Origin of the sequence: Paraburkholderia sp. BCC1885 (assembly GCF_900996235.1) — a bacterium.
In the GTDB taxonomy this organism is placed as follows: Bacteria; Pseudomonadota; Gammaproteobacteria; order Burkholderiales; family Burkholderiaceae; genus Paraburkholderia.
Map to the genome: position 1 here is coordinate 1 of NZ_CAAJGM010000231.1, position 24,943 is coordinate 24,943.

23 protein-coding genes and 4 pseudogenes are annotated in these 24,943 nt (G+C 59.7%); 7 read left to right on the forward strand and 20 right to left on the reverse strand.

Going from position 1 to position 24,943, the window contains the following annotated elements; genetic code table 11:
* Nucleotides 1-47: 47 nt before the first annotated feature.
* Nucleotides 48-491 carry a lipocalin-like domain-containing protein gene (locus FQ755_RS29305; protein ID WP_144159225.1) on the reverse strand — a complete coding sequence of 148 codons (444 nt, stop codon included), beginning with the start codon at nt 489-491 and terminating at the stop codon, nt 48-50.
* 404 nt (nt 492-895) lie between these two features.
* Between FQ755_RS29305 and FQ755_RS29310 the strand changes: the two are divergent.
* Nucleotides 896-1,771: pseudogene (locus FQ755_RS29310) on the forward strand (tyrosine-type recombinase/integrase).
* An 8-nt stretch (nt 1,772-1,779) separates the two neighbouring features.
* Nucleotides 1,780-2,930: pseudogene (locus FQ755_RS29315) on the forward strand (IS91 family transposase).
* A 477-nt stretch (nt 2,931-3,407) separates the two neighbouring features.
* On the opposite strand, the pseudogene FQ755_RS38800 reads toward FQ755_RS29315, so the two are convergent.
* From FQ755_RS38800 to FQ755_RS29340, 5 genes and pseudogenes are all read right to left on the reverse strand, one after another.
* A pseudogene (locus tag FQ755_RS38800) lies at nt 3,408-3,606 on the reverse strand (hypothetical protein); the annotation flags it as partial.
* Nucleotides 3,607-3,621: 15 nt separating this feature from the next.
* Nucleotides 3,622-4,446: a 3'(2'),5'-bisphosphate nucleotidase CysQ gene (gene cysQ, locus FQ755_RS29325; protein WP_144159228.1), complete on the reverse strand. Its 825-nt coding sequence runs from the start codon at nt 4,444-4,446 to the stop codon at nt 3,622-3,624.
* On the reverse strand, nt 4,439-5,056 hold the full coding sequence (cysC, locus tag FQ755_RS29330; protein ID WP_144159231.1) for an adenylyl-sulfate kinase: 618 nt from the start codon (nt 5,054-5,056) through the stop codon (nt 4,439-4,441). The genes cysQ and cysC overlap by 8 nt, the downstream gene beginning before the upstream one ends.
* 46 nt (nt 5,057-5,102) lie before the next feature.
* The gene (locus tag FQ755_RS29335) at nt 5,103-6,911 is read right to left on the reverse strand and encodes a carbamoyltransferase (RefSeq protein WP_144159234.1); all 1,809 of its coding nucleotides are present in this window, start codon (nt 6,909-6,911) and stop codon (nt 5,103-5,105) included.
* An 11-nt stretch (nt 6,912-6,922) separates the two neighbouring features.
* On the reverse strand, nt 6,923-8,104 hold the full coding sequence (locus FQ755_RS29340; protein ID WP_144159237.1) for a sulfotransferase: 1,182 nt from the start codon (nt 8,102-8,104) through the stop codon (nt 6,923-6,925).
* 314 nt (nt 8,105-8,418) lie between these two features.
* On the opposite strand from FQ755_RS29340, the gene FQ755_RS29345 reads away from it, so the two are divergent.
* Nucleotides 8,419-9,300 carry a LysR family transcriptional regulator gene (locus FQ755_RS29345; RefSeq protein ID WP_144159240.1) on the forward strand — a complete coding sequence of 294 codons (882 nt, stop codon included), beginning with the start codon at nt 8,419-8,421 and terminating at the stop codon, nt 9,298-9,300.
* A gap of 9 nt (nt 9,301-9,309) precedes the next feature.
* Here the strand turns inward: FQ755_RS29345 and FQ755_RS29350 are convergent, their stop codons facing one another.
* The 6 genes from FQ755_RS29350 to FQ755_RS29375 all read right to left on the reverse strand — a co-directional run bounded on the left by FQ755_RS29350 (nt 9,310) and on the right by FQ755_RS29375 (nt 14,817).
* Nucleotides 9,310-9,708, reverse strand: a complete 399-nt coding sequence (locus tag FQ755_RS29350) for a hypothetical protein (protein ID WP_144159243.1) — start codon at nt 9,706-9,708, stop codon at nt 9,310-9,312.
* Nucleotides 9,642-10,601: an acetyl-CoA carboxylase biotin carboxylase subunit family protein gene (locus FQ755_RS29355; protein ID WP_144159246.1), complete on the reverse strand. Its 960-nt coding sequence runs from the start codon at nt 10,599-10,601 to the stop codon at nt 9,642-9,644. The genes FQ755_RS29350 and FQ755_RS29355 overlap by 67 nt, the downstream gene beginning before the upstream one ends.
* Nucleotides 10,602-10,603: 2 nt before the next feature.
* On the reverse strand, nt 10,604-11,827 hold the full coding sequence (locus FQ755_RS29360) for an MFS transporter (RefSeq protein WP_144159249.1): 1,224 nt from the start codon (nt 11,825-11,827) through the stop codon (nt 10,604-10,606).
* Nucleotides 11,828-11,940: 113 nt separating this feature from the next.
* Nucleotides 11,941-12,237, reverse strand: a complete 297-nt coding sequence (locus FQ755_RS29365) for a YciI family protein (RefSeq protein ID WP_144159252.1) — start codon at nt 12,235-12,237, stop codon at nt 11,941-11,943.
* Nucleotides 12,238-12,524: 287 nt separating this feature from the next.
* Complete coding sequence (locus FQ755_RS29370; RefSeq protein WP_260858907.1) at nt 12,525-13,721, reverse strand: MFS transporter; 1,197 nt, start codon at nt 13,719-13,721, stop codon at nt 12,525-12,527.
* Between the two features lie 70 nt (nt 13,722-13,791).
* Complete coding sequence (locus FQ755_RS29375) at nt 13,792-14,817, reverse strand: zinc-dependent alcohol dehydrogenase family protein (protein ID WP_144159289.1); 1,026 nt, start codon at nt 14,815-14,817, stop codon at nt 13,792-13,794.
* A gap of 116 nt (nt 14,818-14,933) precedes the next feature.
* Here FQ755_RS29375 and FQ755_RS29380 point away from each other — a divergent pair, with 116 nt between their 5' ends.
* On the forward strand, nt 14,934-15,833 hold the full coding sequence (locus FQ755_RS29380) for a LysR family transcriptional regulator (RefSeq protein WP_144159255.1): 900 nt from the start codon (nt 14,934-14,936) through the stop codon (nt 15,831-15,833).
* Between the two features lie 73 nt (nt 15,834-15,906).
* Here FQ755_RS29380 and FQ755_RS29385 read toward each other — a convergent pair.
* Both FQ755_RS29385 and FQ755_RS29390 read right to left on the reverse strand, forming a co-directional pair.
* A pseudogene (locus FQ755_RS29385) lies at nt 15,907-16,212 on the reverse strand (M24 family metallopeptidase); the annotation flags it as partial.
* Nucleotides 16,209-16,421 (reverse strand): ParD-like family protein, encoded by a 213-nt coding sequence (locus FQ755_RS29390; protein ID WP_144159258.1) that lies wholly within the window; start codon nt 16,419-16,421, stop codon nt 16,209-16,211. The gene FQ755_RS29390 and the pseudogene FQ755_RS29385, both read right to left, overlap by 4 nt.
* 339 nt (nt 16,422-16,760) lie before the next feature.
* Between FQ755_RS29390 and FQ755_RS29395 the strand changes: the two genes are divergently transcribed.
* Entirely contained in the window at nt 16,761-16,940 is a 180-nt protein-coding gene (locus tag FQ755_RS29395; protein ID WP_144159261.1) for a hypothetical protein, read from the forward strand.
* Nucleotides 16,941-17,085: 145 nt separating this feature from the next.
* Here the strand turns inward: FQ755_RS29395 and FQ755_RS29400 are convergent, their stop codons facing one another.
* Together FQ755_RS29400 and FQ755_RS29405 are read right to left on the reverse strand one after the other, a co-directional pair.
* Nucleotides 17,086-17,178: a DUF1090 domain-containing protein gene (locus FQ755_RS29400; RefSeq protein WP_260858908.1), complete on the reverse strand. Its 93-nt coding sequence runs from the start codon at nt 17,176-17,178 to the stop codon at nt 17,086-17,088.
* Between the two features lie 62 nt (nt 17,179-17,240).
* Nucleotides 17,241-18,125 (reverse strand): SDR family oxidoreductase, encoded by an 885-nt coding sequence (locus FQ755_RS29405; protein ID WP_144159264.1) that lies wholly within the window; start codon nt 18,123-18,125, stop codon nt 17,241-17,243.
* A 105-nt stretch (nt 18,126-18,230) separates the two neighbouring features.
* On the opposite strand from FQ755_RS29405, the gene FQ755_RS29410 reads away from it, so the two are divergent.
* A complete protein-coding gene (locus tag FQ755_RS29410) occupies nt 18,231-18,650 on the forward strand; it encodes a winged helix-turn-helix transcriptional regulator (RefSeq protein ID WP_144159267.1) in 420 nt (139 codons plus the stop codon).
* Nucleotides 18,651-18,707: 57 nt separating this feature from the next.
* Here the strand turns inward: FQ755_RS29410 and FQ755_RS29415 are convergent, their stop codons facing one another.
* Complete coding sequence (locus tag FQ755_RS29415; RefSeq protein ID WP_144159270.1) at nt 18,708-20,384, reverse strand: ABC-F family ATP-binding cassette domain-containing protein; 1,677 nt, start codon at nt 20,382-20,384, stop codon at nt 18,708-18,710.
* Nucleotides 20,385-20,769: 385 nt separating this feature from the next.
* Entirely contained in the window at nt 20,770-21,651 is an 882-nt protein-coding gene (locus tag FQ755_RS29420) for a LysR family transcriptional regulator (RefSeq protein WP_144159273.1), read from the reverse strand.
* A gap of 89 nt (nt 21,652-21,740) precedes the next feature.
* On the opposite strand from FQ755_RS29420, the gene FQ755_RS29425 reads away from it, so the two are divergent.
* Nucleotides 21,741-22,508, forward strand: coding sequence for a sulfite exporter TauE/SafE family protein (locus tag FQ755_RS29425; RefSeq protein WP_144159277.1), 768 nt, complete (start codon nt 21,741-21,743; stop codon nt 22,506-22,508).
* A gap of 92 nt (nt 22,509-22,600) precedes the next feature.
* Here the strand turns inward: FQ755_RS29425 and FQ755_RS29430 are convergent, their stop codons facing one another.
* Nucleotides 22,601-23,599 carry a catalase gene (locus FQ755_RS29430; protein WP_186308693.1) on the reverse strand — a complete coding sequence of 333 codons (999 nt, stop codon included), beginning with the start codon at nt 23,597-23,599 and terminating at the stop codon, nt 22,601-22,603.
* Between the two features lie 112 nt (nt 23,600-23,711).
* A partial coding sequence (locus tag FQ755_RS29435) for a thiamine pyrophosphate-dependent enzyme (protein ID WP_144159283.1) occupies nt 23,712-24,943 on the reverse strand: 1,232 nt, incomplete at its 5' end.

Here is a 24,943-nt window from a genome sequence, read left to right on the forward strand (position 1 = left end):
ACGTCCTGGAGTCCGAACTCGACCAGAACTAACAAGAAAATCTACAATCAACACCGCGCAACGCCCAACCCCGCCGAATCGGTCACGTTCCCGAAATCGGCGGTCACGTTCGCCGAAATACGCAGAATGTGCAATTCGATCGTGTGCGTAGTCGGGTCCACTACGTATGTTCCGAAATGTGCGACGCTTCCCTGCACAATCTGTTTGTTTTCGTCCGCCGTCACTGAAAGACGATCGCCTGATGCGAGCTTCGGCAAGTTGGAGCGGACCGCGATCAGCGTATAGCGCCCATCGTCGCCAAAAACGAGCTGACCTTCTGGATGAAGGCCCAGGATCTCCACTGGGCTACCGCTTTTCAAGACGGTCAGAGAGATCAACTTCCAGGTGCCAACCAGGCTCGCCGCTGTTTGTGCGAAGGCGCTCTGAAACGAGAGCAGTGTCACAGCCCAAAACGCAGCGGCAGAGAGCAAAGTAGTTAGATGACGTTGCATGAGAACCTCCATCACGGACAGCACCGATCAGCGGAATCACAAACGATGGGGCTATTGATTCGTCAAGTCGAGCAACTATGCCCGCGGAATCCCGACACGTGAAAATGCGGAAAGGGAAAGGTCAGGACCACGTTGTGGGAGCACTTTGAGTCTAGACGCGACGGTACACCACGCAATATACCGTTCGGCATATGCACGACCGGCCTGCAGAAGCAGGAATCACATGATGTGAATGGAACCGGGATATCAGTCGTCGCGGCGGAGGCGACGAACGGCCACGGGACTAAACCGCTCGCGCGGTATGCGCTCCGTTCAAAGTTATTGGTCGGTGAAGGGTAAAACCCTCCGGTTTCCTATGTTGGCTAATGAGGCGATCCGCCTCGTTACCCAGGAGGAACCGGGCCATGACATCCCCCACCCAAGTTGTCAGTCCGTTGCGTCAGCGCATGATGGACGACATGCGCATGCGTCGACTCGCGCAAACCACGCAAGCCAACTATCTTCGTGTGGTATGAGAGTTCACTGTCTTCCTCGGGCGCTCGCCCGACACTGCCACCGTCGAGGACTTGCGGCGCTACCAGCTGTATCTGGTGGACCGCGGCGTATCGCCCGTTTCCCTGAACGCGGCGATCACCGGGTTGAAGTTCTTCTTCGGCACGACGCTCGCTAAAGAGGCATTGATGGCGAAGATGCATCCGGTTTATCTTCCGCGTACCTTGCCCGTCATACTCAGCCGCGAAGAGGTTGGCCGGCTGATCGCGGCGGCGACCAACCTGAAGCATCAAACGGTGCTGGCGCTCGCCTACGGAACAGGATTACGCGCCAACGAGGTAGCTGCCCTGAAGGTCGGTGACATCGATAGCGAGCGTATGACGCTGCGCGTTGAGCAGGGCAAAGGCCAGAAGGACAGATATGCCATGCTGTCGCCGATCCTGCTCGAGCGTTTGCGGGTCTGGAGGCGAGTCGCACGAGCCCAGGGCAAGATGCTCGACGGTGGCTGGCTGTTTCCCGGACTTAACCCGATCGAGCCGCTCAGCACCCGCCAGCTCAACCGGGCGGTCCATGCTGCGGCCGAAGCTGCGGGAATCGACAAGCGCGTGTCCATGCATACCTTGCGGCACAGCTTTGCCACGCATCTGCTGGAACAGAAGGTCGATATCCGGGTGATCCAGGTCATGCTTGGGCACAAGAAGCTTGAGACCACAGCGCTTTACGCCCAGGTTGCCACCGATATTCTGCGCGAGGTGGTCAGCCCTCTTGAGAGTCTGCGTACCGATTGACTCTCATTGTGGCGCATTGCGCGCTTGAGGTAGCAGACGTCTTTCGCTCTCTTGGTTCAGCGTGGCATCAATCCGCTAACCTGAACCTCGGGCAGTTAAAGGTCATGTCCGCGATCGAACAGTGCCGCAACGCGGCGCTGGGAGGGCACGTGTTGCGCTGCGAAGGATGCGCGGCGATTGAAGTCGCCTACAACTCATGTCGCAACAGACATTGTCCAAGGTGCCAGGCTAGCGCTGCGCGCCGGTGGCTCGAGGCGCGTGAGGCTGATCTCCTGCCCGTCGAGTACTACCACGTGGTCTTCACACTGCCGGCGGCCATCAGCGCGATTGCGTATTACAACAAGGCCGCCATCTACGGGCTGCTGTTCGATATCGCGGCCGAAACGTTGCGCACCATCGCCGCTGATCCGAAGCATCTTGGAGCGCAGATCGGTGCCACCCTCGTCCTGCATACGTGGGGCTCGGCGCTCACACATCATCCCCATGTGCATGGCATCGTTCCCGGTGGCGGGTTGTCGCCGGACCGAAGCCGGTGGGTAGCGTGCAGGCCGGGCTTCTTCCTTCCAGTGCGCGTACTCTCGTGACCTATCACCGGGGGCAGTTGCGGTTCTTCGGCGAATACGCCGGGCTCAACGACGTCGCCGCCTTTGCCAGGTGGCTTGCGCCAATGCGCGCATCCGAGTGGGTGGTGTATGCCAAACGCCCGTTTGCGGGACCCAAAGCGGTGCCCGCCTATCTGTCGCGTTATACGCACCGGGTCGCGATCTCCAACCAGCGCCTGGTCGCGCTCGACGAACACGGCGTTACCTTCCGCTGGAAGGACTACCGCGTGGACGGACGCACACGCAACAAGACCATGACTCTCGAAACAGATGAGTTCACGCGTCGCTTCCTGTTACACGTGCTACCTGGCGGTTTCCACCGCATCCGCCATTACGGTCTGCTCGCGAATCCATCGCGGCGCGCGAATCTCGCGAAGATACGCGAGTTGCTGGACGGAGCGCCTGCCAGTATCGGCCGCAGTGCCAACGACATCGCGACAGTCGCAGTGTGGCCAACCTTCGTTTGCCGGCACTGCGGTTCGCCGATGATCATCATCGACATACTCCAGCGCAGCAGACCTATCCGGGCACCACCTGTTGAGCGAGCCCACGCATGAATGCCATCGCGTCAGAATGCACGCAACGACTGTCGGCTCTTCGCCAACGGGAGCCCATAGGAGACGCTTGCGCCTACGACTCCAGACAGGCAGTCTGGTGCTGGCCGGGGCGGCATGATAGCAACGGCCAGCAGCGTCGCTGCTGCGATCGCGGTTGCCCAGGCGCACATTTACCCGCGTTTATATCCAACAGGCTCCCAACGGGCTTGAACAAATCGCCATAGCGGTGAAAGGTTCAGACCATGTCGGAGCACTCCGCGGTTTCCTCCCTTGGGGCTTGTAGGACGCCTGCCCGCTGGCGTCTGGGCGAGTTGACGTACCGACGGATCAGGGCAGGCGTCCTACAACCCTAAACACGAAGGGACCGTCGACGCGTATAGCTAAATTGTCGACAATATACGGCGCTGCGCCGTGGACGACCGGAAAAGTCGAAGGAGCTAGCCATGCGACGACCGCGAGGCTTCGATGCGAAAGGTCGTCTTCCGTGAATGTCTTGCCGTCCGCAGCGAGACCCACGATCTCGCTATAGCTGGGTAGCTCGCGCTGGAACTCTTCGACCGATACTTGGCATGCGGAAATCGTCGAAGCGATCGCTGCCTTCCACATAATGGTCGCCAGAATCGAGTTCGCGCATGATTGGATGAAATGCGCATAGCTCGAAGAACCGCCGATCCTGGGTGCGCCGACGGCGCTAGACAGTGCCGCTCGGGCCACCCTCCGCCACAAACCATGGATTCGCGAAATCTACGTCGCTGCTCTGCCCGCGCTTGCCGTAAGTCAACACCGCGCCGTCCATCGACATGACGCGACCGCCCGCGGCCGACAGCACAGCGTGCCCCGCTGCGGTATCCCACTCCATCGTCCGGCCGAGCCGCGGGTAGATATCCGCCACGCCGCTCGCGATGGCGCAAAATTTCAGCGACGAGCCGACCGACACACATTTTGCGTCGGGATAGCGCTGGATATGTTCGTCAGTATCGGCCGACGCGTGCGATCGGCTTGCGACGATGGTCGGTGGCTCACAACGGGCGCGCACCGTGATCCGCTGCCGGTTGCGTATCTCGCGATCGGCGCCTACCTCCGACATGCACGCGTAACCGGGACGGCCCGAGTACAGCATGCGCGTCGCCGGCGCAAGCACCACGCCGATGAGTGGCGCACCGTCCCGTATCAACGCGATGTTCACCGTGAAATCGTTGCGGCCCGCGATGAACTCCTTGGTGCCGTCGAGCGGATCGATTAGGAAGAAGGCTCGCCCTAGCACGTTCGGCACCGTGCCCGCCGACACCGCCTCTTCGGCCACGCACGGCACGCCGCGATACGCCGCGCGCAATCCGTCCACGATGACCGCTTCCGCGGCGTAATCGGCTTCGGTTACCGGCGACCTGTCCGCTTTGTTCCATACCGGGCACCGGTTGTGAAAATACTCGATAATTTGTTCGCCCGCCGCGATGGCGAGTTGCTCGAAACGGTCCAGCATGCCGGCATCTACCGAGAACGCGTCTTCTTCAATCATTCAGATACCCCCGCTCCTTCAACCATACTTCCACTCGCTCGACGGTTTTCTCCACCGAGCGCCCGACGGTATCAAGTCGGATCTCTGGCGACTCGGGCACCTCGTACGGAGAATTGAGCCCGGTGAAGTTCTCGATCTCGCCGCGCAGGGCGCGCGCATACAGGCCCTTTGGATCGCGACGGATGCACTCCGCAATCGGCGTCTCCACAAACACTTCGATAAACTCGGTTTCGTCGAACAGTTCTCTCGCCGCGTCGCGATCCGCGCGAAACGGCGAGATGAACGACACGATCACGAGCAGTCCAGCATCCACCATCAGCCGTGCGACTTCGGCCACCCGCCGGATATTCTCGACCCGGTCGCGGTCCGAGAAACCCAGGTCGCGATTCAGGCCGAAACGGACGTTGTCGCCATCGAGAACGTACGTATGCGCCCCCCTGCTATGCAAGCGCCGCTCGAGCATCGAGGCAATCGTCGATTTTCCAGACGCCGACAGTCCGGTCAGCCACAACGCGGCCGCCTTCTGGTTTTTCTGCTTTGCACGTGATCGTTTGTCGACATGCATTGTGTGCCAGCAGATATCGCCGCTGGCGATATCGGTCAGGTCCATGTCTTTCCCCTATTGTTTTCAACTTGCCGAAATGCGGGACGCCGCATCAAGAAATGGTATCTAGTTGTGCGTCGTTGCGATTCGCCCCCGACGCCGGCTCGAACGAGACGGACTCGCGTAGCGGCGAAGCGGGCAGCACGACCGGTGTGTCGGCGACGGCCATGGGCGTTTTCTCGACGATGAAGTCGCCCATCACCAACACGTCCAATCCTGTCGAAAAGAAGCATCGAATCGCATTCAGCGGGGATTCGATGATCGGCTGATCCATGATGTTAAAGCTTGTATTGAGAATAACCGGAATGCCGGACAACTTCTCGAACTCTTTGATCAGACCGTAGTAACGCCGGCTGGACGTCGCCGACACCGTCTGTAGGCGCGCGGTGCCGTCGACGTGCGTGATGGCCGGCAACAGCGCCTGCTTGTCGGGCAGCACGTCGCACACCATCAGCATGAATGGCGATTCGCCGGAGAAGTCGAAGAACTTCGACACGTCTTCCGCCGCGATGGACGGCGCAAACGGCCGGAATGACTCGCGATGCTTGACCTCGGCATTGATCTTGTCTTTCATCCCCGGCAGCGTCGGATCCGCGAGAATGCTGCGGCCGCCGAGCGAGCGCGGACCGAATTCCATCTTGCCCTGAAACCACGCGACGATCTTGCCTTTCCGCAGAAGGTACGCGGTTTCAGCACAGACGTCGGCCGATCTCCGGTAAGCCACCTTCGATTGGCGAAGTGCCTCTTCGATCTCTTCGTTCGAATGTTCGGTGCCGATATAGGGGTGCTCATGGTGATAGCGCTTCCCGCCCTCAAGAAGGCCGTTATACAAGTAATACGCCGCGCCGATGCAGGTGCCGTTGTCGCCCGCCCCCGGCATCACATAGATGTTCTTGAACTGGGTTTCGCGCATCACGCGCCCATTCGCGACGCTGTTCAGCGACACGCCGCCGGCGAGCACGAGGTTGCGCGTGACCGTATTCTTTTCGAGCACTCGGCACAACTGCAGAATGCTTTCCTCGATCACCCGCTGAAACGCCGCCGCGACATCCCGGTGATGATCCTCGAACGGTTGGCCGCGCTTGCGTGGCGCACCGAATGCCTGGTAGAACGCGTCGTTGCAGAAGCGCCCCGTGACTTGCGGGAAGTCGAACAGCGACAGATCCAGTTCGATCTCGCCGGCCGCGCCGATTCGCACTAGCGACTTCACCTTGTCGTAGAAGCGCTCGGGATCGCCGCAAGGAGCGAGGCCCATCGTCTTGCCTTCGTCGTAGTTCGGCTTGAAGCCGCAGAACTCCGTCGCGGCGGAATAGAAGCAACCCAGAGAATGCGGAAACCGGCTCTCACCGAATGCTTGCAGCGTGCGGCCCTTCGCATAACCGAGCCAGGTGGTCGACCATTCGCCCCAGCCGTCGATCGACAGCAGTGCGGCTTCGTCGAACGGAGAAACGAAATAGCTGCCGCCGATATGCGACAGATGATGATCGATGAAATGCACTTTGGGACGCGCTCCGCGCCGGTCCCACGTTTTGTTGTACCAGTTCCAGAACGCTTTCTGTCGCGCTCTCAGCCGCAAGAACTCATAGGAGATGAAAGAACCCGCGGCCCGGTGCAGCGACGCCGCATACAGTGCCTTCGTGACGACATGTTTTTTCGGATTAAACGAGATCGCGATATGGTCAATGTCCGATGCTTTCAACCCGCTGCGCGCAAGACAGCTTTCGATCGCGCGTTCCGGAAACTTCTGCGAATGTTTGTCGCCCGTCAGTCGCTCGTCTTCCACGGCAACCAGCAGTTCCCCAGCGGCAACGACACATGCCGACGAGTCATGAAAAATGTAGTTCAGACCAAGGATGTTCATTAGATGGACTCTTACAGGTTGTGTTGGGTCGCGAGACTGTGTTTAGGAGCGCCGGCTCCGATGCGGGCGACGAACGCGCCGAAGGCTTCGAAGCCGTCCACACTGCGCGGTGCGTTCACATAGCCGGAAACGCGCCCGTCCTGCTCCGCCTGCATGTCCGCGAGAAGCCGTGCATAGTCGCTGCTCAGCGGCACGCCGATCGCCGCATAAACGCGTTCGACGGTGTGCTGGATTTCCGTCGTGAACTGTTCGAACGTCAGGTAAGTGATCGCGTTGCTTCGCTCCAACTCCCCGCAAAATTCGATCAGTTTCAAACACTCCTTTTTACGAAATTCCATATTTTCTTTATCCCAACTCGCAATGCGTTGCGGGTCAACGCCGTGCTTCGCTTTTGTACAGATATCCGACATCGTCACGTACGAACTGACAAATCCTTCCGGTGGCCTGACAATAGCCACGAAATTAGCGTCGTTGAATTCATTATGCAATAATTTATACAGATCGACGCTTTCGTTTTCTTTTGTCAGCCAAATACGGCCGGCGCCACGATAATAAGCGGTCTTTTGAACTGTTTTTCTGAATGTGCGCAAAATCTTGCGTTTTTCTCTCGGGCTCAGCGTCTGCACTTCCATGACACGCTTTAGTACCTTGATAAATGGGAAGCGCCGGAACGTGAAATAATGGTGATACATGCGTTCTTCAAAAAATATTCCATGCTCCTCGACACTGCCCAACTGATGTTCGTGAATCTTCGCAGCAAGCCGGCCTAATTCGGTATTCGGCCAATAGCCAATTCCCTCGACGCATTTTCGCAAACCCAACATATCGAGGATTTTCCACAGCGTGATGAACGGAAAGCGCCATTCCAGATGTGTCAGGGAAAAGAAGGTATTCGCGTCGAGCGCCAGCGTCCGCAGCAGGAAAGTGGTTCCGCTGCGCGGCTGGCTCATGATGAAAACCGGCCTGGCCAGCTTCTGCTGCACAAACCGTGAAAACAGAATCTCGTCGATATACCAGAGCACGGTAAAAAGCGGTGCATAAAGCAATTCCTTGCAAAGATGCCACGCCATGCTGTATTTCTGATTCAGCGTCACCTCACGGCTTCGAATAACCTCCCTTGCGACAACAAGAAATGACCGCCATAAAAAGAATGGGCAACAGGTAAGCAGAAAAAAATAACCAATCAATGCCATAAACAACACCACTGCCCCCTCCACGCTTCAGTTTGAAAATTAATTTTTCCAGAAAAATAATGTGCGTCATCACAAAATCGACTTTGATTATCATATATGAGCAAATAGCCTCGAGGAATCCGCAGATTTGCAGTCCTGAACTGCAAAATTGCAGCGCATGACAATCTGTACGGACGTGACTACACTTAATTATTCATATTGATTTAAAACAGCGACGCCTGACACATAATTTAACAACATTTGATTGTTGGCGCATGCCGGTGATGTAGTTATGATCCGATCCAGACGATAGATCGCGTAAGGAAATACGGCGTATGTCAAAAAAAAACTGGGATGACCTGCGGGTCGTGCTGGCCGCTTCGCGGACCGGCAATTTCGGCGAGGCGGCGCGTCTGCTGTCAGTTAACGAAAGCACGGTGGTCAGGCGGATTGCTCAGCTCGAAGCACGGCTGGCCGCGCGCCTGTTCGATCGTGTTAAAGGCAAACTGACGCTGACGGATGCGGGCCTCGAAATCGCCGGCCTCGCCGAGCGCATCGAGATCGAAGTGCAAAGCTCCACGCAGACGATTTCTGGCGCCGATGTTCGCGTCGCCGGCACCGTGCGCGTCACGTCGGTGCCGATCCTCATCAACCGAATTCTCATTCCGGCGTTGCCGAATCTGCTCGATCAGCATCCGGACCTCAACGTCGAACTGGTCGCTGAAGCGCGTTCGCTGAGTTTGACCAAGCGGGAAGCGGATATCGCGATTCGCCTCGCGCGGCCGCGCGACGAAGTCAGCGTGGTCGCGAGAAAGCTGGGCGAACTGCCGTACGGCGTCTATCTTCGCGAGGGCGCGACAGAAGAAACGCTGCGATGGGTTACCTACGATGATCGGATGAACGACCTGCCGCAAGCGGAGTGGATGGCGAAAACCATCGGGCCTGGACAGGGAGCGGCGGCCCAGGTGATGGTCAACGATGCCGAGGCGCTGCTCGCCTGTGTGCAGGAAGGACTAGGCAAAACGTTGCTGCCGGTCGCCGTCGGCGAGAGCATCGGCGGCCTTGTCCGCGCGACGCAATTTCCCTGCGACCTGACACGTGAAATCTGGCTGCTTGTGCATCCCGATCTGCGCAAGCTGAACCGAGTGCGCACGGTTATCGACTGGGCCGCGGCGACGGTGACCGCGCTCGCGTCGCGCCATGCCGCTGGGCGTTGAGGCGAGCGCCTAGCGGAACAGATAGTCTTCGCTCGAGCTGCGCAGTTTGATGCCGGTCGCCCGAGCCGTTTGACTGATGATCCACTCGGCCAGCAGGCTACTTTCGTGTGGCGATGCGCCGACCACCTGAAAGTGAAACGGGCACGTACTGCTGTCCATTTTCGCCACTCGCATGCCGCGGCTGACGTCGAAACGCCAGCCGGCCAAACGTTCCTTGAACGGCGCATTCCAGTTCGGCGCGATCGTTTTTTCCACCTGCGCCGATTCCGCCGCGCCGATCATTCTGGTGGTCGCCGCCTGGGTCGGAACGATGTCGCGGCACGCCGCAGGCATCGCGCGTGTCAGGTACATGTCGACGAGCAGATCGTACGCGTCGATGCCGGTCGCGAGCTTGAAAACCGTCGGCATATTGCCGCCCATGACACGCGATTCGCCTCCACCAGTACGGGCCCGTGTTCGCTCAAAATGATTTCAATGTGGAAGATGCCGAAGTCCAGCCCCACACTGCGCACGACGTCGACTGCGTAACTGCGCAATGCATCCGCCACTTCCGGCGGCACGGGAGCCGGCATCGTCGTGCCCAGTTCGATCGCGGGTTCGTCGATACAGCGCTTTCTGGCGGACACGATCAGCGGCACCACTTCGCCGGCCGCTGCCGCGACCTCGACGGATAACAGCGGCCCGTCGATGTAATCTTCGAGCAGCGTTTGCCGTGAAATCGCGTCGAGCAAACCGGGAGGCAACGCAAGCTTCTTGCCGAGCGAGGCGAAGTACGCGCACAACCCGTCTTCGTCGTCGATCTTCTCGGCCAGGATGCTACCGCCGCCGCTCAACGGTTTCGCGATAACCGGATAGCCGATCTGCGCCGCGCGCACGAGTGCCAGCTCAAGGGTGTCGACGACGAAATGGCCGACCGACCTCAAGCCGCTGGCGCTGATCCGGTCGCGGCAAGCGGCCTTATTCTGCGCCAGCGACAACGCCGCCGGGTTGGTGCCCGCGAGGCCCAATCGCTGCGCGCAACGCGCCACCGAACTCGCGCAGTACTCAAGCACCGTCACCACCGCGTCGAGCGGATATTGACGGTTCAGTTCGGACAGCGCGGCAAACAGTTCGTCCTCATCTCTCGACGCATCGATCCGGACGATCCGGTCGGCCAGTCCGCGTGTTTCGACCGCCGACAGATCGCCGAGCAATTCGACAAACTGCTTCGACGAAACGAACGTGACTTCGTGTCCGAGGCGCTTCGCTGCAAGCAGCGCATTCAATCCGACCGGATTGCTGTCGACAAACGCGATATGCATGATTACCCCACTTCTTTTTCAAGGAAGCCGGCTCGGTTCGCGAACGCCGCCCGGCGAAACCGGGCGAGCTGCGGCACTAGCGCGGCGATGACGATCACGATGAGCGTGACCGGCGCGAAGCCGATTTCGCTCACCAGATAACTGCCGCCCAGCGAGACGGCCAGCATCAGGCCGAGCGCCCACGCATTCGCGTTGGCCATGATTCTGGGCATGCTCGCCGACGGCACAGAGGTGATCACGAAGCGCATATGCACGCAGTACGCGGCCTCGAAGCCGAACGCGAACACCGCGTACATCGGAACGCCGAACGCGGGGCGCGTGATGAAGATCAGCGGAATCAGCGTGGCGAGCGCGATGCCGTGCGCCAGTGGCCCGATGGTGCGATAGCGGCCGCCCGCGACATCGATGCGCGCCGCCGCGAGCGCGCCGACCACATACGCGATATTGGTAACGGCCTGCAACAGTGCGATGCCCGATGCCGGCATGCCGAGCTGGTCGACCGCGAAGACCGAACGGGCGATGTTGTGATACCCCTGAAAGAGCGCCACTGCGGCAATGAAATAGACGAGCGCCGATTGCGCATCCGGTTCGGCGCGCTCGCTCACCGCGTGCGATTTGCCGGACTGATCGGCGGGCTGCCGTGCTTTGGCGATCGTCGCATAGCTGCAGGCCGAAATCAGGTGAAGCGCGATAGACAGTGCGATGACCTGCTGCGAACTCAGACGCGCGAGGAACAACGCGCCGGCCAGCGCACCCACACCGCCGCCGACCAGCATCGCTGTGTTGTAGTACGACGCGGCGCGATCCAGCGCGGCGCCCGCAAAAAGCCGCTTGACCGCGACGGGGCGCGCGACCTTCGACAGATTGTCGAACGTGCCCTTGACGACGAGAATCCCGAGCAACGGATAGAGATCGTTCAGCAGCCGCATCGTGATCAGCAACGAAAGGGCCGAGCCCACTTCCGCCGCGATCAGGAGCGAGCGTCCGTCGTAACGCGAAGCGAGTGACTTAATCAGCGGCAACGCCAGCACTGCCGGCACCCACTGTGTCAGGACGATGCCGTTCGAAAAGACCGGAGAGTGGGTTTGTGTGAACACGGCGGCTGACAGCGTCATCAGCAGCAGGAAGGTTGCGACCGATGACGAGAATATTGCCGCCCAGATTCGCACGAACGTCGCGTCGCGCACGACCCAGGTTTCCGGCAGGTTGAGTGACCGTTGATTCACTGAATCCTCTGACTTTCGGCTAGTTAAATGACCGAGCTGAACCTGATAAAGCCGCTCGTGCTACATATAAGCGACGGTGCTTCAAAATCAATTTCTTGAATAAAATGAGCGAACTATACATTCCGCTTCACCGTCGAAAATACCTGGCGCCATTCAACAATGCGAAATGATTTTCTCAAGCCGGTCGGCCAGAATGGATCTTCCTTGATTAAAGCGAGGACCTGCTCGGGCGTTCCCGCCTCGACCACCCACAGGCCGCCTGCACCGGTGCCATCAGCCGTGTCGATCAGCGGTCCGGCCTGAAGAAACGCCGCCTTGTTTTTTTGAAGAAACTCCAGATGAAGTTTCATATTTTCCGCACGAGCAGAGGCAATCGCCTCGTTATCCTCAAACTGCACACAGTAAATCATTTTATTTTCCCGAATGCCGCGATGCAGGACAGAATAGCATCGGTACGATAGGTTTCACCTGCGCATATTTGCCTGGCAGAATTGCATAAATGCGGGCGATTGGGATGAACTTTGCGCGGTTCAATCCTATGGATTAGAGCCGCAGTCCGTTGAGAAGGGGAAACCAGAAACTTGCCGGGCGTAGCGGCGGGATCGCTACGCGCTCAACTGGTCGCGAGGGGGCCGTTGTTCAACAAAAGAGGCCATTCGCGAGGCCCGGCGACTCGCGGATTTCCCGCCCTCGTCGTTCAATGAGTCGCGCTGGCGGCCTGAAAGCGTGGTTGCTGTGCGCGATAGATCAAAGCTTTCGCGCCGATGACCAACACCGACAGCGCAGAAAAGATGAGGCCGCTTCCGATCGCGCCAGCCGTCCCGAAACGGTCGATAAAGAGGCCCCCGACCGCAGCCCCCAACACGACGCCGCCATTTCCCGCAGACACAAAAAGGCTGGTCGCAAATTCGGGCGCTTCGCTAGCCACTGAGGTCAGCCACACTTGAGTAATCAGCATCCCGCTCGTATGGGTCGCGCCCCACAGCAAAGCGATGATGGTCATCGTACCGACGTTTGAGCCACCGAAGATATAGAGCACCAGATATGCCGCCGCAAGTGAGACCGGATGCAGCAGCGTTGTCATCAGCATATGCTTCGCCAGCAAACGGCCCGCCAGCAAGTTGCCCGACACTCCGCCCAGACCGAAGATCACCAGCATCAAGCTGATTGTCGTGCCATCCATACCGCTCTCGGTCTTCAGGTACTCAGCCGCGTAGCTATAGACTGAAAACATCGCGGTAAAAACAAGGATCGTCGCCATGATGTTCAACCAGAGTGCGGGTTTGCGCAGCACCGCGAGTTGATGTCCAAAGCTCATCGCCACGGGGAGGCCTTGGCCAGGCAACATCAGAAGCAGGCCGACTCCCGAAAGCGCGGTAACCGCCGCACAGAACAGGAACGACGCTTCGTATGCGAAGTGAGCGGCGATCCATGTTGTCGCAGGGACACCGAGCACCAGCCCGAAAGTGGTACCGACGAAGGCCTGAGCCAACGCATGTGCCTTGCGTTCCTTGGGATACAGAGAGGCAGCCGCTGTGAACGCCGCGGAAAAGAAGATCGGATGCAGCAATGCCGGAACGATGCGCAATGCCATCAGGCTGGAGAAAGTGGGCGCAAAGGCTGACAATGTACTGCATACGGAGAATCCGAATAGCGCTAGAACCAGCACCTTCTTGCGGTCATAACGCGCCGAGATCAAGACCATAAATGGTCCGAATATCGCAACGATCAAGGCAAACAGGCCCATCAACAGACCGGCTTGCGACACCGTGACGCCAAACCGCTCGACGATCACTGGCAGTAAGCCCATCACGCCGAATTCAAGCGTGTACAGACCAAACAGGCCCAACATGATGGCGGGCATGGCGGCTGCGGATTTCGCGACATTCGTCATGAGTACCCCCTCCGAAATCGATCTGGCGCGGCGCGAAAAGAGATCGATTCGGCTGTGTTGCTTGACGTACTCATGCGTCACCAACTCGCACGACTATCTTGCCGAATGCGCCGCGTCGAAGATGCGCAAAGGCCTGCGGGACTTGTGAGAATGCGTAGGTCGTGTCGATAACTGGCTTGATTTCCAGCAAGTCGATCGTTCGCACCAGATCCTCGAGCGCGCGGCGTGGTCCAACCGCGATGCCAACAATGGACGCACGACTAGCAAGCAGAGGGAGGATGGGAAGACTCAGCCTGTCCGAATCGAGCAGACCGATGACCGAGATGCGGCCGCCCTGTGCGACGGCTTGTAGCGAACGCTCGACATTGTCGCCGCCGATCATTTCCAGAATGTGGTCCGCGCCACGTCCTCCCGTCCGTTCCAGCACTGCACGTTGCCACTCGGGATTCGTATTGCGATTGATTCCGGAATGGGCCCCGAGGGAGATTGCGCGCGCGATCTTCCCGTCGCTGCCGCTCGTGACGATGACGCGCGCGCCCTGCGCAGCAGCCAGTTGAATCGCAAACAGTGAAACACCACCCGTCCCTTGTACGACGACGGTCTGGCCGGCGTGCAACTTTCCGAGTTCGACCAGCGCCATCCACGCGGTCAGCGCCGCAACCGGCAACGTGCTTGCTTCGACTGCGCTGAGCGTGCGTGGGGCTTGCACGCACCATTCGGCAGGCGTAACCACGTACTGCGCGAGCATGCCTGGGATGGGACCTCCCTGGGTTGGCGCATCTGTCCACGACAGTGGGACGCCGTCTACCCATCCCGGAATATAGGCAGAAATGACTCGATCGCCGACCGAGAAGCGCGTCACGCCTTCACCCGCGGCGACAACCCGCCCCGCTATGTCGGACGCAGGCGTAAATGGAAAACTCAATGTGTTCCCCATGCCATTGTCGACCACCTCGGCGTCACGATAGTTAAGCGAGACTGCGTCCACTTCGACCGCGATTTCGCCGGCCTTTGGTATCGGACGCTGAATTTCACGCAGCGCAAGCTTGTCAAGACCGAAAGACGGAATTTCCCAACGACTAATGGTGTCGTGCATGGCCAACCTCACAATTCGATTGAAGAGCTTCGATGCTAGCGAGATCGCCATTAAGGAGTAAGTGGGGTAGAGTTCCATGCTATCCGGAGTAATTTCTCCTTAATCGAGGGCGAGCGATGGATAGCGGCGCCATTCAGATATTTGTACAGGTCGCGGAAACCCGCAGTTTCGTTGCGGCCGGTCGGCTGCTCGGCATCTCTGCGTCGGCAGTCGGGAAGCGGGTCAGCGCGCTAGAGGATCAACTCGGCGTACGCCTTTTCAATCGAAGCACGCGCAGCGTTGCGCTGACTGCCGAAGGCGCGCTTTTCCTGCAGCGGGGTCGCCGGATATTGAGCGAGGTTGAAGCGGCACGCGCGGAGTTGTCTCAGGTCAGTCTGAGCCCGCGCGGACGGCTGAAGCTCAGCCTGCCGCTGGTCACCGAACCCTTTCTATCCGTGTTGGCGAAGTTCAACCGCGTTTATCCGGATGTCGTTCTTGATTTCGAATTCACGGACCGCCAGGTTGACGTGATCGAGGAAGGATTCGACGCCGTTATCCGAACGGGCGACGTACCAGACTCGCTACTAACCTCGCGACGCCTCGGCTCTTTCAGCATGATGCTGGTCGGCGCGCCGGACTATCTTGCGCGACGTGGCACACCTGAGAGAGCCAGTGACCTGACTCAACACGCATGTATCCAGTTTCGTTTTCCAAAAACGGGCAAGCTTCAAATCTGGCCACTCGAAGAAGGCGAGATCGCCAAGGATTTTCAGTTATCGCCCTCGATTATTTGCAACAACCTCGAAACTCGCATTTACTTCGCGCTGGAGGGCATGGGCATCGCTTACCTTCCCGACTTTGCGATCAGACAGCATCTCGATACCGGCCGATTGATCCATGTGCTGAAAACTTGCAACGAGCCCGACGCGGCGTTTCGAATCTTGTGGCCATCCGGGAAGCATTTCACGCCGAGACTGCGCGTGTTTATTGACTTTATGTGCGAACAGCTCGCGCTTCCGGACGGCTTGAGAGTTTAATCCGTACGCCACCGTTCGGCAGGTATCGACTTCGCGTCAGTCCGTCGACTATAGCCACCAATGGACTTCGCCCATAGCCGTTCTTCTCCAGCGTAATGTCGAAATTGACGATGTCGCCGCTTTGCAGGATCTCAGTCGCAGACGGCACACCGTGACAAACCACATGGTTGCGTGACGAGTTAAGCGCGTAGGCATAGCCGTACTGCCCTTTGCTCGCGGGGCGTGCCTTGAGTTCATTGACGATGAGGTGATCGACCAGATCGTTGACCTGCATGGTAGACATGCCGATCAGACTCATTTGATTCAGATAGCCAAATACATCCGCCAGTAGTTGGCCCGACTCCGCCATCAAGGCGATTTCTTCGGGTCGCTTGGTCATGTCAGCGCCACATTGACGGTTTGCGCCACGACGCCCGCGGCTCTCAGTTCACGGGTAGCGATCTCATTGAAACTCAGCGTCGGATTCATTTCGCACAGCATGCCGACCTTGATCCAGAAGGCCGCCTGCGCGTTGATCGACCTGCATGACACCGCGCTTGCCTTACGTATCTGATCGTGCAAGTCGTCGTCGATATTCACAATGCCCACGTCACTCCCCATATATGAACCGTATACGAATCATATATTCAAACCCTCTGCCAGGACAAGGGCTTTCCGACATCCGGGCACGCCGGCTTGCGGATGTCAGCGGCAAAGGCGAGTTGACGCGGGCGGTCTGGCCGCGCGACCGACCGCCCGCTGCGCCACGGCAGGCAGAAGCGCGCTCACGGCAGACGATGACACCGGCCTCAAGAAAGCGGCTACGGCGCCGTTATACGGATCTGGATCATGCTGATCCGGCATCCCGCCTGGTGGCAGGGGATCGCTCGAACATGATGTGGGCTTGACGCTTTGTTGTCCGGCTCGCGATTAAATGGAATAGCAGCAATGGATTTCTCTGGCGTATTCGAAGTGATGCTGGCAATGATGTGGATCGGGATTGTCTTTACCGTGCTCAGTGCAATGGTCAGGAATCTGAAAATACGCAAGGAGTCCGAACCGCATACGGTTCGTCGCACGCCCGAAATGGGCGCTTACGGACGGACCTCTCCGGCGCCCGGCAACTGATTCGTAGATCATGGGAAAATCAGAGAACTTTCGGCGCTGAAGTCGCTTTTCTCGGTTCTGCAGAAATCCGCCAATTCATCACTCGAGCGCCATTGAAGCCATAAGAGATGAGTCCTCCCCTTCTATTAAGGGCAAGCGTGCATTATTAAAGCGCAGTCTCGAGTCCATCGACGCACTTCGCATTGCCGTGCGCTTGCGCGTAGGCAATCTCCTGCTCGACCCGAATTGCGCTTTGCATCGCAGCCGCCTGTCTGGCAAGCCTCCGCGCGTCTAATTCCCCGATTCAGCACGGCAAGACACTCAACCTGTATAACTGGCCTTGGCCTCTTGCAGATAATCGGCAAGCCGCTTGGGAGAACGGCCGATAAGTGACGCGAGATGGTCGGTGACGATAGAAAGATTGCCAGCCCGAACCTCCGCCTCAATCGACACCAATACAGAAATAAATACGTCAGGAACACCCGCCTCTTTCAGACTCGCAGCGAGTTGCTCATCCGTTACATGAACCACGGCAAGAGGCTTGCCTGTAGCCTGCCGGGCGAGCCGGGCGATTTCTTCGTTGGACAGTGCCTCGGAACCAGTAAGCGTGTATATCCGGCTATCGGAGTTCGACGTGGCCAGCGCTGCGGCAATCGCTTCAGCAATCTCTTCCCGCGCCGCATACGACGTTCGGCCGCCTTCAGACGCCGAATACCAGTGGCCGCTCTTCAATGCAGCGGGGAGCGACCTGAGCAGATTCTCCTGATACCAGCCGTTCCGGAAAATCACATGCGGCAAACCGGTGGCCTTGATGGCCCGCTCGGTTTCCAGATGATCCGGTGCGAAGGTCAAAAGCGAACTGCCAGGATTGGGCATCGACGTATAAGCAAGCCGTTTGACGCCTGCCGCCACGGCCGACGAAACCGCGTTGCGATGCTGCTTCAATCGCGTGCCTGCTCCGTCCAGGGCGTCTGTAGAAATGATCAGGACCGTGCCCACGCCTTTGAAAGCATCGGTCAGGCCTTGCGGGTTTTCGAAGTCCACCTTGCGAACCTGAATGCCCGTTGCCGCGAGGCTCGCAAGCCTTTCGGGACTGCGTGTGCCGGCGATGATGCGGTTGTGCGTGACACCGCGAGCAAGTAGCTGCTTGATAACAAGCTGGCCGAGTTGACCGGATGCGCCGGTGACGAAAATGGTGTCGCTCATGGACTAGCCTCATCTTGGGTGTTACTCTCATTTTGAGAGCACCCCAATGATCAAGTGTCCACGCTCATCCGTAAAGAAGGCAGTTTTTCAGGAGATAGTTACCAAATGGGAACCACCAAGGCGCCACCTTGCCCGCTCAAAACGAGACTGGAAACGGCCCGCACCAAATACGGCAATTTTGCGAACTGCCCGGTACGCGATGTCGTCGATGTCATCAGCGGGCGATGGAGTTCGTTGCTGATGATGGCATTGGCCGAGCATCCGCATCGATTCGGTGAACTTCGCCGCCTGGTGCCCGACATATCGCAGCGAATGCTCACGCAGACGCTTCACGAATTACAGCGCGACGGCTATGTGCATCGTGAAGTTTTTCCTACGAAGCCACCGGGCGTCGAATACAGCTTGACGGAGCTGGGGCATTCCATGTTCGCGGCATTGAACGTCTTGATTCAGTGGGCCGACGAGAATCATGCCTCGGTCACGGCGGCTCGCCTGCACTTCGATAGTGAGAAGGAATCCGCGTAAGAGGCGCCGCGCCCGTCCTCGCCGGGTTGCGTCAACAGGCCGCTTTTGCTGCGCGTCTCAGCGGACTTGCTGCTCCCCAGCAGCCTGCTCGCGCATGCGACGGGCTTCGTCGCGCAGGAACTGCTGGTAATCGTCCAGATCGCCGTCGAAGGGCTCCACGCCGCCTTTGGTGACGAGCCAGAACTCGTCACATACCGCGCGCAGCAAGGACCGGTCGTGACTGACCAGCAATACCGTGCCTTCGAATTCGTTGAGTGCCATGCCTAGCGCTTCGCGTGTGGCCAGGTCGAGGTGGTTGGTCGGTTCGTCGAGCAGCAGCAGGTTGGGACGCTGCCACACGATCATGCACAACACCAGCCGCGCCTTTTCGCCGCCGCTCATCGTGCCGACCGCCTGGTGGACCATGTCGCCACTGAAGTTGAAAGTGCCGAGGAAGGTGCGAAGCGATTGTTCGGTGCCGCTCTGGCCCGGGGCACGCAGGTGCGCCGGCGTATCCCTGGCAAGGCGGATCATGTGTTCCATCGGCGTGTCGAGAGGACGCAGCACGTCGAGTTCCTGCTGGGCGAAGTAGCCGATGTTCAGGCCTTTGCCTTCGCTGATTTCGCCGGCAATCGGCGCCAGTTCATGCGCCACCGTCTTCACCAGCGTGGACTTGCCCTGGCCATTGGCACCGAGAATGCCGATGCGCTGCCCGGCCAGCACGGACCGGTTGATACCCCGCACGATGACCGTCGGCGGCGTGCCCGTCGGTGCGTCAGCCGGCGCCGGGTAGCCGAAGCTCGCGTCCAACATCGACAACAGCGGGTTCGGGACGTTGAGCGGCTCCTTGAACTCGAAGGTGAACTCTGCGTCGGCGAGCACGGGGGCGATCTTCTCCATGCGTTCGAGCGCCTTGACCCGGCTCTGCGCCTGCTTCGCCTTCGAAGCCTTGGCCTTGAAACGGTCGATGAATTTCTGCAGATGGGCGATCTTGTCCGCCTGTCTGGCCAGCGCGGCCTGCTGCAACAGCAGTTGCTCAGCGCGCATTTCTTCGAACTTGCTGTAGTTGCCGCCGTAACGCACGAGCTTGGCGTTGTCGACGTGCACTGTTACCTGCGTCACCGCGTCGAGGAATTCGCGATCGTGGCTGATCACGACCATGGTTCCCTGATAGCGCTTGAGCCACGCTTCCAGCCAGACCAGCGCGTCGAGGTCGAGGTGATTGGTCGGCTCGTCGAGCAACAGCAGGTCGGACGGACACATGAGCGCGCGCGCCAGTTGCAGTCGCATGCGCCAGCCGCCGGAAAAACTGTTGACCGGCTGGCTGAGTTGCGCCGCACTGAAGCCAAGGCCCAGGATCAGCGCCTGGGCACGTGCGGGCGCATCATGTGCACCGGCGTCGTGCAGGGCCATGTAGGCGTGCGCCATGCGCATGCCGTCGTCGCTGGCCTCAGCGGCGGCGACTTCAGCCTGCGCGGCCAGCATGACGGTATCACCCTCGATGACGAAGTCGGTCGCACTCTGCTCGGTCTCCGGCATCTCCTGCGCGACCTGACCCATCTTCCATGCAGCGGGAATCGAGAACTCGCCGCTGTCTTCGTGCAGCGTGCCGTTGAGAAGGCCGAAGAAGGACGACTTGCCGGCACCATTGCGGCCGACAAGGCCAATCTTTTCGCCGGGGGTGAAGGTGACGGATGCGTTGTCGAGTACGACATTGACGCCGCGACGCAGCGTGACATTACGGACGGAAATCATAAGCAGCTACTTCGGAGAGGATACGCATGATAGCCGACCGGGCGTACAGGGCGCTCCCTTTCTGACCACGCGAGTGAAGCGCCGCTTGCGCTTTGCTGCGCTCGCCTGCTGTAAAGCGACGCCGGCGCTGGCGCAGCGGGCATTCCGGCTGCGGGGCCAGTGAACAGATGGTGAGTGACAGCGCGAGGCCGAACGCTGCACGATGGCCCGCACGCGTGAATTCCTGGGCCGCGCGCTCCGATCAGACCGGGGTGTCGCGGTCGCGTGTCAGAAGCGGCGTGGGTTCTGGCTGCCCCTCGTAATAATCGGCCTCGCGCAGAAATCCGTGGCCCCTTCGCTCTCTTCAGAAAGCCTCATCCAGCAACAGAAACCCAACAGAAACCCTCTACGCGGCACACTGCCGCAATTGCTGCGCGAGCAGACTGGCATGCGAAGTCAGCGCGGAAAAGTCGCGCGCACAGAGATAGAGCCGGCGGGTGGCCCAGGCTTCCGCCAGCGGGATAACGACCAAATCGCGGCGCAGTGTTCTGCTTAGCCCTTCTGAAAGAATCGAAATGCCGACTCCGGCTTCAACGTACATGGCTACATGGTCGATGTTGCGCAACTGGATGCGATAGTCGAGCTGGCGTCCCAAACGCGAGGCACGTTCCGCGAGATGGATTTCGAGCGCTGCGTCTGCCACGCCCACAATCGGCTCGCCGAGGAGATCGGCAAACGCCACGGTCGCTTGCCGGGCGAAACGATGCGTGTGGCTGGCGACCGCAACGAGCTGGTCGGTGGCGATCTGATGCGTCTGCAGGGCGCCGAGATCGGTGATGTCCGCCACGACGCCCAGATCCGCGCGCCTGTCCATCAGCGTCTGGACGATGTCCACGCTCGGCTGTTCGTCCAGGTCGATCGACAGGTCGCGATGTTCCGCCAGAAACCGGCATAGCTGCGGCGGCAGGAACGCGGCCATGGCGGCGCTATTGGATAGCAACCTGATGCGCCCTTTCAGGCCGGTCGCGTAAGTGCGCAAATCCCCGCGCATCATTTCCACCTGACCGAGGATCGAGCGGGCGTGAATGACCAGCACGTCGCCCGCAGCCGTCGAGCGCACACCGCGCCGGTTGCGTTCGAGTAACGACACGCCCAACGCCGATTCCATGCCGGCAATGCGTTCGCTGACCGACGCCAGCGCCAGATGCATCGCACGCGCGCCTTGCGTCAGGCTTCCGCATTCCACCACGGTCAGGAAAAGGCGCAGATCCGTCAGGTCGAAGCGCATGGTCAGCCATCCTCAATTCGGATTTTCCGAAGTCTAGCACCGGAAGTTCCAGATTGTGAGGCTGCAACCGCGTGACTAATATCGCTCTCATGAACACGTTCGTTTTGACTTTTCTGGCAGGCATCCTGGCTGGGGCAATGAATGCGCTGGCGGGCGGCGGCTCGTTCGTGAGTTTGCCGGCGCTGCTCGCGGCCGGTGTGCCTCCGGTTCAGGCGAACGCCTCCAGTACAGTTGCGCTGTTTCCGGGGGGTCTCGCCAGCGCATGGGCGTATCGCGACGGACTGCGGCCGGTAGGCGCCGTATCGCTTCGCGCGCTGCTGGCGGCCACGTTGTGCGGCGGCCTGGCAGGCGCGCTGTTGTTGCTGTGGACATCGTCCGCGGCGTTCACGTTCGTGCTGCCGTGGCTGCTGCTGATCGCCGCCATCGCGCTCGCATTCGGGCGGCGTATTGGCGAGGCGTTGCGCGCCCGCTGGCAGATTCACGCGCGCGTGGTGCTGGCGGTTCAGTTCGCGCTCGGCGTCTACGGCGGCTACTTTGGCGGCGCGGTCGGAATCATGATGATTGCGATGTGGGGACTGCTCGACAACTGCGACCTGAAGCACCTTAACGCGCCGCGCACGCTGCTGGTGAGTGCGGCAAATGTCGTGGCGGTGTTTGCCTTCAGCGTGGCTCACGCAGTGCGCTGGCCCGAGACGCTATTTATGCTGGCGGGCGCAATGATCGGTGGCTATGGCGGCGCAAGAATCGGTCGCCGGTCGCCGCCGGGGATCATCCGTGGCATCACGCTTCTCGTCACGTCCTGCATCACGCTGGCGTTCTTCGTGAAGACGTACGCGCCCATGCTTTTGCATCGCTAGCCGGGGAACATCATGCTCGGTCCCTTGCTGGAGACAATCGGGATACTGGCGATCCTGGCCAGTCTCGCGGCGCAGTTACGCGGACTTCGACGCTAGCCCTTTGAGTGGCCGCGCTGCTGCCAGCGTTGCGAACTCGCTGCGTAGACCACGCCCCTAACCCGGTTGAGATTACCTAAAGGGCGAAACGGCGCCGGTGCGTTCCATGGATTGAAAGCCATTGCATCAATCTGTGCCGCCCTGGCTTTCGCGTCCGCCTCGTCGAGGTCTTGGGCCGGGATATTCAAAGTCGCGATCTCCACCGGTGCGGATACGTCTTCACGCCACTCGATTCCCGCATCCTCGATGGGTGTCGAGGCTTCGTCGACGAAGGGTTGAACCGCCAGGCGAAACGATACGGATCCCGACTTCAGACGCGCCGTGAATTCGTGGCGAAGCGCGTCGGGTCCGGCATCGATGGTTTCATGAGAAGCGGCGGTCGACATGGGACGAAGCTCGAATCGCACCGGCATCGTGTCCCACAAGATGGCACCGCGACTCCAGAAGCGTTCCAGTGCAAAACTCGCGCAGGGTCGCGCCGCCTGCTGAATGTTGTTGATCATGCGCGCGGCTTCCGCTTCTCCAAACCGGCTCGCGAGGCGCGGCAGGAATGTCTCGCGCGGCCCTTGGGCCAGCATGGCGAAATCGACGAATTGCCGCGCATTGCGTGCATGTGAAACGGGAAAACTCGTGAGCAGCAAATCATGCACGTCCCCGCCGTCCAGCATGATCTTGAGCGCGGCTCCGCGCATGTCGGGCATGGCATCCGACTGCGGAATCGCACTCGCATTGGAAAAACGCACCGCAACAGGCAGCGCCGCGCCCGGCTGGAAATGCAATACGCGAAACGGTGCCGGTATTTCCGCATCGACGATCAGCGATGCCTGGGCCACCCCTACGACCATTTTCGAATGGAGCGTCCGGTCATGATGATCTTTGCCTGCCTTGATCCGGTTGCTCTCCTGAATCTCGAGCATCTTTTCCGCCAGATCGAGAAAAATCTGCCGCTCTGCCTCCGGCGATCCGCCGTCATAAACTTCTTGCCAACCCCGCATGCGAATCTCCGTCTCGCTCAGATCAAATAATCGGCAAAATACGCCGGAAAAGCGCGGCATTTCGTGCCACGAGGCGCCTGCCACCCGGCCGCGCGCCTCAATGCCGCCAGCCCTACAAGTTTTCCCGGATCATCGCGAACACGTCGGCGGATTGCCCTTGCAACATGGCTTTCGCCGAATACAGGACCATGCCGTAGGCGGCTCCCCATTCGATCTTCGGCGGCATGACGAGTGTCATCGGATCGACCTTGACATTCAGGAGCGCGGGACCCGGCTCGTTCAGCCAGGCAACGACGGCCTCTTCGAGCTCGGCGGACTTCGTCACCGTGCGGCCCCATAATCCGATTGCCTCGGCCACCTTGCCGAAGTCCGGGTTTTGCAGGCCCGTATAGAGCGGCAGCATGCCTTCGGACTTCTGCTCGATGTCGATAAAGCCGAGCTTGCCGTTGTCGAACACCACGATCTTGATTGGCAATTTCTCCTGCACGACCGTCAGGAGCTCACCGAACAGCATGGCGAGACCGCCGTCGCCGGACATGGAGATCACCTGACGTCCTGGCTGACACTTCTGCAATCCTAACGACATCGGCAGCGCGGCCGCCATCGTGCCGTGCAGCAAGCTCGAAAACACCCGGCGTTTTCCGTTGGTTTCGATATGACGATACAGCCAGACTGTCGGCGTGCCATCGTCAGCGCAAAAGATCGCATCGCTTGCGGCGTGCCGGTTGATCAACTCCGTCAGATAGATGGGCGGGATCGTCCCGCGGTCCGAGGCGACGGCCTTGGCGCGATGGGTTTCCACCGCGCGAGCATGCCGCTCGACGACCTTGTCGCGGAACTCGGTCGACGTGCGCGGTTTGAGGCGGGGCAACAAGGCCTCCATGGTGGACTTGATGTCGCCCACCAGACCGAGCGTGACCGGATGCCGGCGGCCGAGATGGTCCGGCGCGAGGTCGATCTGCACGATTTTGGCGTGCTCCGGGTAGAACTGCCGCCACGCGAAGTCGGCGCCCAGCAATAGCAAGGTCTCGCATTCGGACACCGCCAGATAACCCGCTTCGCCGCCGATAATTCCAGTCATGCCGACGTTGTACGGGTTGTCGTGCTCGAGCGCGTCCTTGGCGCGAGAAGTGTGCGCGATGGGTGCCTTCAGCCGCTCGGCGACCGCGAGAATTTCGGCGTGCGCGCCACGGCATCCCGAGCCGCCATAGATCGCAACAGAGGTGGCCCCGTTCGTTCGGACAGTTTTTTCGATTTTTAAGTGGAACGCTGGGCGGTCACGCTGCCAATGTAATCGCGGGCAGCATCGCGAAATAAGCTTCATCCGGGGTCTTGTCCGACAGA

Coding starts and splice junctions, on each gene's coding strand:
- FQ755_RS29375 (WP_144159289.1), bottom strand. CDS start 14,817: ATGCACGACACCATTAGTCGTTGGGAAATTCCGTCTTTCGGTCTTGAC.
- FQ755_RS29395 (WP_144159261.1), top strand. CDS start 16,761: ATGGATTTCTCTGGCGTATTCGAAGTGATGCTGGCAATGATGTGGATC.
- FQ755_RS29380 (WP_144159255.1), top strand. CDS start 14,934: ATGGATAGCGGCGCCATTCAGATATTTGTACAGGTCGCGGAAACCCGC.
- FQ755_RS29410 (WP_144159267.1), top strand. CDS start 18,231: ATGGGAACCACCAAGGCGCCACCTTGCCCGCTCAAAACGAGACTGGAA.
- FQ755_RS29425 (WP_144159277.1), top strand. CDS start 21,741: ATGAACACGTTCGTTTTGACTTTTCTGGCAGGCATCCTGGCTGGGGCA.
- FQ755_RS29420 (WP_144159273.1), bottom strand. CDS start 21,651: ATGCGCTTCGACCTGACGGATCTGCGCCTTTTCCTGACCGTGGTGGAA.
- FQ755_RS29335 (WP_144159234.1), bottom strand. CDS start 6,911: ATGAACATCCTTGGTCTGAACTACATTTTTCATGACTCGTCGGCATGT.
- FQ755_RS29405 (WP_144159264.1), bottom strand. CDS start 18,125: ATGAGCGACACCATTTTCGTCACCGGCGCATCCGGTCAACTCGGCCAG.
- FQ755_RS29305 (WP_144159225.1), bottom strand. CDS start 491: ATGCAACGTCATCTAACTACTTTGCTCTCTGCCGCTGCGTTTTGGGCT.
- FQ755_RS29400 (WP_260858908.1), bottom strand. CDS start 17,178: ATGCAAAGCGCAATTCGGGTCGAGCAGGAGATTGCCTACGCGCAAGCG.
- FQ755_RS29345 (WP_144159240.1), top strand. CDS start 8,419: ATGTCAAAAAAAAACTGGGATGACCTGCGGGTCGTGCTGGCCGCTTCG.
- FQ755_RS29365 (WP_144159252.1), bottom strand. CDS start 12,237: ATGATTTACTGTGTGCAGTTTGAGGATAACGAGGCGATTGCCTCTGCT.
- FQ755_RS29370 (WP_260858907.1), bottom strand. CDS start 13,721: ATGACGAATGTCGCGAAATCCGCAGCCGCCATGCCCGCCATCATGTTG.
- FQ755_RS29415 (WP_144159270.1), bottom strand. CDS start 20,384: ATGATTTCCGTCCGTAATGTCACGCTGCGTCGCGGCGTCAATGTCGTA.
- FQ755_RS29430 (WP_186308693.1), bottom strand. CDS start 23,599: ATGCGGGGTTGGCAAGAAGTTTATGACGGCGGATCGCCGGAGGCAGAG.
- cysQ (WP_144159228.1), bottom strand. CDS start 4,446: ATGATTGAAGAAGACGCGTTCTCGGTAGATGCCGGCATGCTGGACCGT.
- FQ755_RS29340 (WP_144159237.1), bottom strand. CDS start 8,104: ATGGCATTGATTGGTTATTTTTTTCTGCTTACCTGTTGCCCATTCTTT.
- cysC (WP_144159231.1), bottom strand. CDS start 5,056: ATGGACCTGACCGATATCGCCAGCGGCGATATCTGCTGGCACACAATG.
- FQ755_RS29350 (WP_144159243.1), bottom strand. CDS start 9,708: ATGCCGACGGTTTTCAAGCTCGCGACCGGCATCGACGCGTACGATCTG.
- FQ755_RS29355 (WP_144159246.1), bottom strand. CDS start 10,601: ATGCATATCGCGTTTGTCGACAGCAATCCGGTCGGATTGAATGCGCTG.